Here is an 11,437-nt window from a genome sequence, read left to right on the forward strand (position 1 = left end):
GACCTTTTCTTTGATAGGTAATTGATTGTTTTTAATTTCTATTGACAGCATTGAGCATGTCAAATGCTACTTCTAATCGCTGCACAAAGTTCTCCTCTCCTTTTCTCATCCAAGCTCTTGGATCGTAGAATTTCTTGTTCGGACTGTCAGGCCCATTAGGATTACCTAGCTGCGTTTGAAGGAAGCCTTCATTTTTTTGATAATATTTCAAAACACCTTCCCAGAATGCCCATTGCATATCTGTATCTATGTTCATTTTGATCGAACCATAACTGTTAGCCTCTCTAATCTCTTCTACCGTGGAACCTGATCCACCGTGGAATACAAAGAACAAAGGCTTTCCAGAAGTACCATATTTTTGATTGATATAATCTTGAGAGTTTTTCAAAATAACCGGCTTTAAGCTCACATTTCCAGGCTTATAAACACCATGCACATTGCCAAAAGCTGCCGCAACTGTGAATAAATCACCAACTTGCTTCAGATGCTCATATGCATATGCAACTTCTTCAGGTTGAGTATATAATTTTGAGCTATCGATGTCAGTATTATCTACCCCATCTTCCTCACCGCCTGTGACACCAAGTTCTATCTCGATAGCCATTTCAAGCTTATTGAACTCTTTGAAATATTTAACTGAAGTTTCTACATTTTCTTCCAATGATTCTTCAGATAAATCCAACATATGAGAACTGTACAAAGGTCTTTTAAAAGCTTTGTAGTACTCCTTTCCCTCTGCAAGCATACCATCGATCCAAGGCAATAATTTCTTGGCTGCGTGATCTGTATGAAGTATTACAGGCACACCATATGCCTCTGCCATTTTGTGTACATGCAACGCGCCAGAAATGGCTCCAGCTACACTAGCTTCTTGGTTGCCATTTGGAAGAGATTTACCTGCATAAAACTGTGCTCCTCCATTCGAAAATTGAATAATTACTGGGGAATTGACCTTTTTGGCCGTTTCCAAAACACCATTGATTGTACTGGTGTTGATTACATTTACTGCTGGAAGTGCAAATTCACTTTCCTTGGCATATTCTAAAAGATCCTTAAGTTCTTCACCGTACTTTACTCCTGGTTTGAATTTCATGTTGCTGATTTAATGGTTTGATTATTTCTTTATAAACCGCTTTCTAACTAACTGACGGTTATCATTTAGCTCAAAGATATAAAGACCTGCCTTAAAATCCTTAATTTCTAACTCTAAATTGTTATTCAGGTCAAATTCCTGTCCTTCCATTAAAACTTTTCCAGTAACATCTAATATTCTATAATTGAATTGATTAAATCCATTTGGTATAGAAATATTTAATTTATCCGCACTTGGATTTGGATAAATTTTGAATGCTGTTTCATCAATTTTTTCTTCTTCAAGGGAGGTAATGATATCCTCCAAAATCTGTCCTTCGGGCAAAGGAAGTTTCTGATTCGTAAACAAAACAAATTGATTGCCTCGCAAGCGTTGTGTGATGGAGTTAGAAACCACATTAATTTCTTCACCTGTAAAGTAATTGTACCATGTGCCATTAGAGGGGAAGGTTAAAGAAGCGTTATTTACGTCTGTTAGACCAAAATTCCCATAAACTACTACACTCAAATCCCCTTCTGACACTTTGATTGATTTCACAGATTGGGTTAAAGACAAAGTCGCTTGATCTGGATTGTTAAAAACATTGTAATTGTTTTTTAAGTGGATCATAGCTTTGTACAGATTAAAAAGCCTTTGTCTTTCTGGATTATCTAAGTAATTCCAACGCGTAGGTTTCACTCCAAGACGGTCATTGTTCAATTCCAAATCGTAACCAAATTCTTCGAATTGCCACAACATCTTTGGTCCAGGAATCGCGAAAAAGAAGGTTGCCATCAACTGATTTCTATTAGTTGCATGATTCAATTCTCTGATATCAATAGGCGATCTTTGTCCAAAGTTGACAGATTCCCACATGGTACGTTCTTCATCATGACTTTCCATATAAGTAATCAGATTACTCTGCTCCCAACCTCTCGTTTTGTAATATCCCCAATCGAAGTTTCTGGAATTTCCTTTTGCCATTTCTCTAAAATCTCCGTTCATGTTTCCCCAAAACATCAATCCATAATTAGCCAGTTCTCGCTCCTCACTGTTATCAGCAAAATGCTCTAAAATTAAATAAGCATCAGGGTGATTCGCTTTGATGTTGTCATAAATATCCTTCCAAATAGCAATTCTAGAAGCATCTCTCTGACCCCACAATGAAACATTTCCACCTGAATTAACCTGAGTAAATCCCTTACTCAAGTCAAATCTATAGCCATCAAATTTATATTCAGATAGCCAATAATCATTCACAGAATCAACAAAAGCTTTGGTGTAAGTACTTTCATGGTTAAAATCATAACCTACATTGAACGGATGCTTCGCTTCTCTATTGAACCAGGGATTGTCTAAAGTTGGCGCTCCATAATCTCCATCATTGTAAAGTCTCACCATAGGATTTTGTCCAAAAGCATGATTAAGGACCATATCAAGAATCACAACCATATCTCTTTTATGTGCTTCATCGATCAATTCTTTTAGTTCATTTTTAGTCCCATAGTACTTATCAGGCGCAAAAAAGAAGGATGGGTTGTAACCCCAAGAAAGGTTTCCCTCAAACTCCTTTATAGGCATCAATTCTAATGCATTGATACCCAAATCCTTCAAATAATCAAGCCTCTCCGTAACAGACTTGTACGTTCTTTTGTCATCAAAATCTCGAACTAAAAGTTCATAAACTACTAACTCCTCTGGTTTAGGCTTCACATAGTCCAAGTGTTTCCATTCGTAGGGTATTTGGGCTGTTTGCAAGTAGGTTGCTTGGAATTCTGTTTTACCTTGAGGATATGGCTTTAAGCCAGGGTGTCTATTTTGATCTATAATTTCCTGATCATTGAATGGGTCTGAAGTTTTATCTGCATATGGATCTCCGATTCTAATGCTTCCATCAACGAGATATTGAAAAATGTATTCTTGACCCGGAATTAGGTCAGAAATTCTTAACCAAAACATTTCCTTATTTGGCGTTTGAAACATTTGATAGTTTGGCAGGATTTGCCAATTATTAAAGTCTCCAATGACAAAAACATTCTTTTTATTTGGCGCCTCAAGTACCAATACTACTTCAGTGTCTGAAATGTAGTTAATTCCTTTTTTTGCTCCTTGGGGTAAATTTGCTTGCGGACTTTGACCTACTACATTGATAGAAAGATTTGCTGTGGCTTCTTCTGTTCCAGAAATAGCTTTTGCCTGAATATCAAAAACACCTTCGGTGGTGGCTTCAAAAATATAATTTAAACTTTCCGAGGCTGTGGCTGTGGCCACTTCAGTATTATTGACAGAGATACTTAGATTTGAAGTCTCTGAGGCGATTACTGCAATGTTTTGACTCTCTCCTATTTCTAACAATATGGATGAAGACTGAGGATTTGTAAAACTTACATCAAAGCCTTGACTAAGATTCACAAAAAAATCTCCATTAGCATCATTCTTTCCTTCTAGTGATCCAGTTGCATTCCGGAAAACCATCCCCATTCTATAAATAACTTGTCCAGAAGAGATATTAAAGAACTCATTAGGAGTCAATTCCCATTCCCAAATATTTGATTGGCCAGCAACTTTAGTCATTCGAGCATTGGCATCAGCAGTACCCCAAGTAAAAGGAACGATTGCCCATGTAGTCGATGTAGGTCCAGCGATAACTGCTCCAATATGTATATATACAGGATCTACACCTGAAAGCCCAGAAGTTCCTTTGCTAGCATCATAGATAATTTTTACTTTTTGATCCACTCTTGGGAAACTTGGTACCGTGGTCACTTGTGCAAAGACATTTCCGAAGAAGAGAAATAATGATAAAAAAATGGCTGAAATAGTAAATTTTGAAATCATAATCTTGAATCAAGAAAGGTATGGGTGTATTGTATTTAATCAAATAAATTGATGAGGATGGATAAAGAAAAAGTACTGAAATAGTCCAGTACTTTTTCTAAAGCTTTCAATATTAGTTTTTAGTAACTGTATAAAGAACAGCACCAGGAGTTTTGAAATCTAGCGTAATTGTGTAGTTACCATCCTCTGGAATAGGAATATTGTTTGCACTATTAAAATTAGCCACACCGCTTTCGTCACCTAAACCGTAGTTTTGATCCCAAGTATTGGTTCTAAATTTAATTTCACCCTCAGTGAGATCTGTCGTGATTTTCAAAACATTTTGAGCTGCATCAAAAGTCATTGGAGTTTCAGTATTCCAATCGCCTGTTGTGGCACTTCCAATAATTCCCCATACTCCTACTCTTTCTAACTCATATGTAAGGTTATTCAAATCAGCTTTTACTCTGTAAGTTCCAAATCCATCTGCAATTTTAACGTTACCACCCTTCTCTACCAAAGAACCTGGCGTTGCACCTTCTCCAAAATCTGGGAACTCATCCCATGCTGGACCTGTGATAAACTTGAACTCTCCCGAACCACTCAAAATATGAACAAAACCTTCATAAACATCATCAGAATTTTCTGAAAATAATATGGTGTTGTCATTAGATGGGTTCCAGCTTTGGTAATCACCAGGAACTCTTAAGGATGGTAGTACGACTTCAGTCGAATAAGGAGTCACTGAAATAACAACTGCTTCACCACTGACAGCTGATAATCCAGCTCTTGAAGGTGTTGCATTCACTCTGAATTCAAGATTTCCCGCTTCACCTGCAACAAGACCCTTGGATATTGCACTCCTGTTTAGATCGTCAACTTTGACCTCAACGGTTGTTGTAGTAGCGGAACCTACGCCTACTGGTGCTGCAAAATTATTCCCTACGGCATCCACTTGAATTTCATAGGTTGTCTCAGAAACATTCACGCCAAAATCAGCGGCATTCAAATTAAAAACAATCAATTCCTCAGCATCATCCATGCTTAGAACGATATTAGAAGGTGCTGCTGATAAGGTGGCTCCAGTTTGTTCAATAATTCTAGGTTGCTCAAGTTGCTCACAAGACCAAACTAATGGTAGTGCAAAGACTACAAATAGAAGTTTACTAAGTACTCTCATAATAATAGATTTTGGTGTAAATTGTTAATTCTTCAATAATGATTATTTTATATTTTTAATTTATTTTATCATATCATAAATAAATTCACGCATTAGATCGCATAATTTCTTTCGACAGTTATATATCTATATTATGTGTTGAAATCCATCCAAACAAGTCTTTAATCAAAAAAATAGTTACAATTTATCGTGCAATCGTCGCCGCAATCGTTTGCACGATATGAAAATTTTTATTCATCGAAGTACTCAAATTATAAAAATCAAGAAAAATCAAATTTTTAATGGACAAGGAAAATCCATTTTGAAATAATTTCCGCTATCTTTAAAATTCTTCGAATAATATAATTTTTATGAAATTAGGACAAGTAACAATCAAGGACATAGCTCGTGAGCTAAATGTTTCGACTTCAACAGTTTCTAGAGCTCTGAAGGATTATCCCGGGATCAGTGATGATACCAAAAAGAAAGTTAAAGATCTTGCTGAAAAATTACATTATAGACCCAATGCTGTAGCTTTAAGCTTAAGAAAAAGTAAATCCTTTACCATCGGAGTGATTATCCCCGAAGTTGTTCACTTTTTCTTTTCCACTGTAATCAGTGGCATCGAAGAAATTGCCTATGCAAATGGGTATAATGTCATCCTTTGCCAAACCAATGAAAAATTACAACGAGAATTGAGTAGCATTGAAACCATGCTTGACAATCAAATTGATGGGCTTTTGGTAAGTTTTTCTAAAGAGACTGAAAATTTTGATCACTTTACAAAGTTGATGGAACAAAACTTCCCTATCGTTTTTTTTGATAGAGTCCCTGATATAGAAAACACAGTGAATGTTACTGTGAATGATTTCAAAGGCGCTTATGACGCCACTAAACATTTAATTGAACAAGGTTATAAAAATATCATCCATTTAGCTGGTCCCAAAACACTTCCAATCAGTGCAAAAAGAAAGGATGGCTACAAGCAAGCTCTACAAGATCATCAAATGATTTTAAATCCAGAATGGATTATCCCTTGTCCTATTGGCACGCAAGAAGAGAGCTACGAAATCACAAAGACACTCTTTAAAAGTAACGAAAATCATCCCGATGCGATTTTCGCAAGTAATGATATTGCTGCCGCAGGCGCCATGATGGCAGTGAAAGAATTAGGTCTAAAAGTTCCTGAAGATGTTGGAATAGTAGGCTTTTCCAACTGGCAATTTTCATCAATGATCGACCCACCACTCTCTAGTGTTGAACAGCCAGGTTTTGAGATGGGTGAAAAAGCGACAGCTATGCTTTTGGAAATGATAGAGAAAAAAAAGGAGTCTAATTGGGAAGCAAAAACGATCGTGCTTGAGACAGAATTACTCGTGAGGAAGTCTTCACAGAAATAATTCTATAAATTTTCATTTCTTTTCAAACAATTAATGCAAACGTTTGAATAGGTCTTGGTTTAAAAAAAACAAAGATTACTTTTAACATTTAGAAGAATATTGTGTAATCAGGCCTTATCAAGCAATTTTTTACTTTAAATTTACTTTATAATTTAGCTTTACACAATAAGCAACGTGCTAGTTCTTAGCATTCCAAATACAACTTTGATTCAATGACCTTAGCTTCAAAAACAAGAAATTCAAATCGAAATCTTCATCTAGGAAATGTGGAGAGTTGGGAAAAAACAGACTTTGGTATTACAGGAAAAACAAATCATGGATTTTTCACGATCACAGTCTTTGAACACGATACAATCAGAGTTCAAGCGAACCAAGAAGAAGCGTATTTCCCTAATCCGTATAGTGTTGTTGCGCAACCGAAACATTGCGGTTTTTCGATTGAAGAATTCGAGGAACTGCTCGTCATCAAAACCAAAACTATTGAGGTTAGAATCTATCTCAATCCATTTCATATTAAATTTTATGATAGGAATGGCAAATTATTAAATGAAGATGATGCTTCATTTTCTATTTCTTGGCTTGGAACAGAAGTGACCAATTATAAGAAATTACAACCCAATGAAAAGTTTATCGGCTTAGGTGAGAAAACAGGTAATCTCAACCGTGCGGGGAATGCTTACACCAACTGGAATACAGATTACTTTGCATACGGAATTGGTGATGATCCTCTTTATATGTCTATTCCTTTTTATTTAGGCATTCACAACCAAACTGCTTACGGAATCTTTTTTGATAATACACACAAGTCTGTTTTTAACTTTGGAGCTTCCAATAACCGATTTATGTATTTTTCTGCTGAAGATGGAGAAATCGATTACTACTTTTTTCATGATGATGGTGTGGACAAAATTATCAGCGCCTATACCAAGCTGACAGGAAGAATGGAAATGCCCCCCATGTGGTCATTAGGATTTCAGCAATGCCGATATTCTTATTATCCTGAATCTGAGGTGCTAAATCTTGCTCAAACTTTCAGAGAAAAGGACATGCCTGCTGATGTAATTTATCTTGATATCCATCATATGGAAAAGTACAAGGTTTTCACATTTGACAATGAAAAATTTACCGATCCAAAAGCCATGATTGCTAGATTGAAGGAGAAAGGCTTCAAAGTAGTGGTCATCATGGATCCAGGGATCAAAAAGGAAGAGAGCTACGCGCCCTTTAACGAAGGCTTGGAAAAAGACTTATTTGTGAAGTATCCTGACGGAGAAATTTATGAAGGTCAAGTATGGCCAGGTTGGTGTGCTTTTCCTGATTTCACCAAAGAAGAAACCAGAACTTGGTGGGGTGAAAAGATGAAATTCTATAAAGATGCGGGGGTTGATGGGTATTGGACGGACATGAACGAACCGGCTTCTTGGGGTCAGCACACGCCAAATCTGATTGATTTTCACTACGAAGGCGAGCTAGTTAGCCACCGAAAAGCGAGAAATGTGTATGGCATGCAGATGGCCAAAGCAGCCAAAGAAGGAAGTGAATTGCAAGCGCCAAATCAACGGCCGTTTGTATTGACGCGTTCAGGATTTTCAGGAATTCAGCGCTATGCAGCCGCTTGGACAGGTGATAATGTGTCAAGTGAAGAACACATGTTGGCTGGTGTCAGATTGGTTAACAGTCTTGGATTGAGTGGGGTTTCGTTTTCTGGATATGACATTGGGGGATTTGCAGGAGAAGCCTCTAAATCTTTGTTTGCAAGGTGGATGAGTATCGCCACTTTCTCTCCATTCTACAGAGCACATTCAATGATCAATAGCTGTGATTCAGAGCCTTGGTCTTTTGGAGAAGAAGTAGAGGAAATCTCAAGAAACTATATGAAATTGAGGTATCAAATGCTCCCGACTTTATATAGTAACTTTTTCAAAAGCACGCAATCAGGACTTCCTATAGCTAAAAGTTTGGCGATTGATTATCCTTTTGATGCCAAAGTTTATGAAGAAACTTACCAGAATCAATACCTATTTTGTGAATCCTTACTTATTGCTCCCATAGAAAGCACCAAGGAAATCACTAAGGTTTATCTTCCGGAAGGCGACTGGTATTATTTCTTCAATGATCAAAAGTATTCAGGCAATCAGATAATTTATGTAGATACACCATTGAGCTATTTGCCTGTTTTTGCGAAAGCAGGTTCAATCATCGCCATGCAAAGTGCCATATCACATACTGACGCTCCACATGAAGAAGTCTTGAAGCTTCATATTTACAAAGGAAAGGGTTCATTCACCTATCTTCATTATGAAGATGATGGAAGTAGTAAGGATTATCAAAAAGCTGCATTTTTCAAAAGGGAAATAACTTGGGATTCAGATCAGCAAGAAATCCAATTTGGAGCTGTGGAAGGCAATTACCAATCAGCATTCAAAGATATTCAGCTTTATCTTCATGGTATTGATTCAGATTCAGTACAAATGGAAGATCAGCAAATAAATGGTCATCAAGAAAATATAGCCTTTCTAGGACGCTTGACAGAATTTGATCCATTACCAGATTATTCTCAACCTTACTATGAAGTAGAAGACATCCATTCTTTTAGAATAGAACATCGATCTACTGCATTCAAAATCAAAATCTAAACCTATCCTGCTTAATCCATAAACCCAAGCTAATGCAAACAGAAGAGAAAAGGCCAAGACTGAGTTTTTGGCAAATTTGGAATATGAGTTTTGGATTTCTCGGAATCCAATTTGCCTTTGCTTTGCAAGGAGGATTTATGTCTCGAATTTTTCAAACCCTCGGTGCGGAGAAGGATGATATTCCTATTCTATGGCTTGCAGCTCCGCTTACAGGTCTGATCATACAGCCGATTGTAGGGTATTTGAGTGACAGAACATGGCATCCCATCTTAGGTAGAAGAAGACCTTTTTTCTTTATTGGAGCAGTTTTCAGTACCATAGCCTTATTCTTTGCTCCCTACTCTAGCGCTTTGTGGATGGCGGCTTCTTCTTTATGGATTTTAGATGCTTCGATCAATATCAGCATGGAGCCCTTCAGAGCTTTAGTTGCGGATAAACTTCCTGACAGTCAACGTTCTTATGGATTTGTAGTGCAAACATTGATCATTGGAATTGGAACTTGGATTGCCAGTAATTTACCATGGTTTATGACCCAAATAGGAGTTCCAAATACAGCCGCAGCAGGTGTGGTACCTGATTCTGTAAAGTTTGCTTTTGGAATTGGCGCTTTTGTATTATTTACTTCTATCCTCTACACGATTCTCACCACGAAAGAATATCCACCAGAAGATTTAGAGAAATTTGAGAGAGAGAAGGCTGCAAGCAAAGGTTTCTTCAAAGGAGTAAAAGAAATATTTGAAAATATTCTGGACATGCCAAAAGTAATGCTCAAGCTTGGTGTTGTTCAGTTTTTCTCTTGGTTTGCATTTTTTACCATGTGGACTTATGCAACACCAGCTATCACAGAGCATATTTTCAAGGCAACAGATACCGCATCATTGGCTTACAATAATGCAGCAGATAGTGTGGGGAATTATTTGGGTACTTATGGACTAATCTCTATGTTTTTTGCCTTGATATTGGCTTTTGTAACCAGTAAGGTCAAAATCAATAGAAAACTAGTACACATGCTCAGTTTGATTTCGGGAGGTATTGGATTTATTTCCATATTCTATATTACCGAGCCATGGATGCTTCACCTATGTTTTGCATTGGTTGGAATAGCATGGGCGAGCATTCTCTCTATGCCTTATGCCATGCTCTCTAGTTCTGTAGATCCAAATAAAATGGGGATATACATGGGAATCTTCAATATGTTTATCGTAATTCCTCAGATCATTGCCTCTGTAGGTGGCATTACCGTAACATATAAATTCCTATTTGGTGAAGATGTGATCTACACGATGGTCTTAGCAGGCACATCTCTAATCTTAGCAGGATTTGCCAATCTCTTGATCACAGATAGGAATGCTACCCATGATGGATAAAATATTTTAGCCTCTTAAGTTTAATAAATTTGAAATCCGATAATTTTGTTTGTCGGATTTTCTTTTTTTAACTAGTGAATCAACGCAATTGAATTAATTTTGACCATGCAAAAAATTAGAATTACGGGTGTACCAGAGCATTTCAATTATCCTTGGTTGCAGGTGATTGCACAGCAGCCATTTTTAGACGAGGGCATTGAGTTAGTTTGGCAAGAAGAATCAAAAGGTTCCGGTGCGATGAACAAAGCCCTTAGAGAAGGAAGTACAGACCTTGCATTGGTATTGACTGAGAGCTTTATCAAGGATAGAACTGAAGGAAATCCAAGTAGAATTATTGGACTTCATATTTCCTCTCCTTTGAATTGGGGTATCCATCTGTCTGCCAAGTCAAAAGAAAATGCGCTGTCAGAACTCAATGAAGCCCCATTTCTGATCAGCCGCTATGGTTCTGGCTCTCACTTGATGGCATTTTTACTTGCGAAGCAAGAAGGTTGGAATACGAATAAATTGCAGTTTGAGGTCATTGACAACTTGGAGGGAGCCAAGAAAGCGTTTGAAAACAAAGAAGCTAAAATGTTCCTTTGGGAAAAGTACACCACCAAACCACTTGTGGATGCAGGTCAGTTTAAGCGTGTCGGAGAAATTCCCACCCCTTGGCCATGTTTTGTGATAGTGGCTACGGAGCAAATCTTAGAGACCCATGCAGAAGTACTCGTCCGATTACGAGATATGGTCTATGCCTTTGCTGATAAGATGACTCAGGACAAGGATTTTCCATCCACAATTTCCAAAACTTATGGAATCCAGCAAGAAGATGTAAAAGCTTGGTTAAAACAAACCAAATGGTCGACAGATAATAAGATTGAAAAATCCACTTTGGAGGATACGATGGATGTTTTATTGAATTTGGGATTGGCTGAAAAAAAAATTAAAGTAATAAAACTAGTCGATTTAAAATTTATAGACTTAAGCTAATTATCAATAAT

Annotated in this window: 7 protein-coding genes; 4 read left to right on the forward strand and 3 right to left on the reverse strand. The window is 37.2% G+C overall.

Annotated features, from left to right (window positions below):
- Positions 1–31 precede the first annotated feature (31 nt).
- The 3 genes from fbaA to IEV57_RS03925 all read right to left on the reverse strand — a co-directional run bounded on the left by fbaA (position 32) and on the right by IEV57_RS03925 (position 5,069).
- Positions 32–1,093, reverse strand: coding sequence for a class II fructose-bisphosphate aldolase (gene fbaA, locus IEV57_RS03915; RefSeq protein ID WP_188439881.1), 1,062 nt, complete (start codon positions 1,091–1,093; stop codon positions 32–34).
- 21 nt (positions 1,094–1,114) lie between these two features.
- Positions 1,115–3,910, reverse strand: coding sequence for an alpha-amylase family glycosyl hydrolase (locus IEV57_RS03920; RefSeq protein WP_188439883.1), 2,796 nt, complete (start codon positions 3,908–3,910; stop codon positions 1,115–1,117).
- A 112-nt stretch (positions 3,911–4,022) separates the two neighbouring features.
- Positions 4,023–5,069: a SusE domain-containing protein gene (locus IEV57_RS03925; protein ID WP_188439885.1), complete on the reverse strand. Its 1,047-nt coding sequence runs from the start codon at positions 5,067–5,069 to the stop codon at positions 4,023–4,025.
- Between the two features lie 350 nt (positions 5,070–5,419).
- On the opposite strand from IEV57_RS03925, the gene IEV57_RS03930 reads away from it, so the two are divergent.
- The 4 genes from IEV57_RS03930 to IEV57_RS03945 all read left to right on the forward strand — a co-directional run bounded on the left by IEV57_RS03930 (position 5,420) and on the right by IEV57_RS03945 (position 11,426).
- Positions 5,420–6,448, forward strand: coding sequence for a LacI family DNA-binding transcriptional regulator (locus IEV57_RS03930; RefSeq protein WP_188439887.1), 1,029 nt, complete (start codon positions 5,420–5,422; stop codon positions 6,446–6,448).
- A gap of 212 nt (positions 6,449–6,660) precedes the next feature.
- Positions 6,661–9,084: a glycoside hydrolase family 31 protein gene (locus IEV57_RS03935; RefSeq protein WP_188439889.1), complete on the forward strand. Its 2,424-nt coding sequence runs from the start codon at positions 6,661–6,663 to the stop codon at positions 9,082–9,084.
- 32 nt (positions 9,085–9,116) lie between these two features.
- Positions 9,117–10,451, forward strand: a complete 1,335-nt coding sequence (locus IEV57_RS03940; protein ID WP_188439890.1) for an MFS transporter — start codon at positions 9,117–9,119, stop codon at positions 10,449–10,451.
- A 105-nt stretch (positions 10,452–10,556) separates the two neighbouring features.
- Entirely contained in the window at positions 10,557–11,426 is an 870-nt protein-coding gene (locus IEV57_RS03945; protein ID WP_188439892.1) for a substrate-binding domain-containing protein, read from the forward strand.
- Positions 11,427–11,437 lie beyond the last annotated feature (11 nt).

The sequence above is a fragment of the Belliella aquatica genome (assembly GCF_014637795.1).
GTDB lineage: Bacteria > Bacteroidota > Bacteroidia > Cytophagales > Cyclobacteriaceae > Belliella > Belliella aquatica.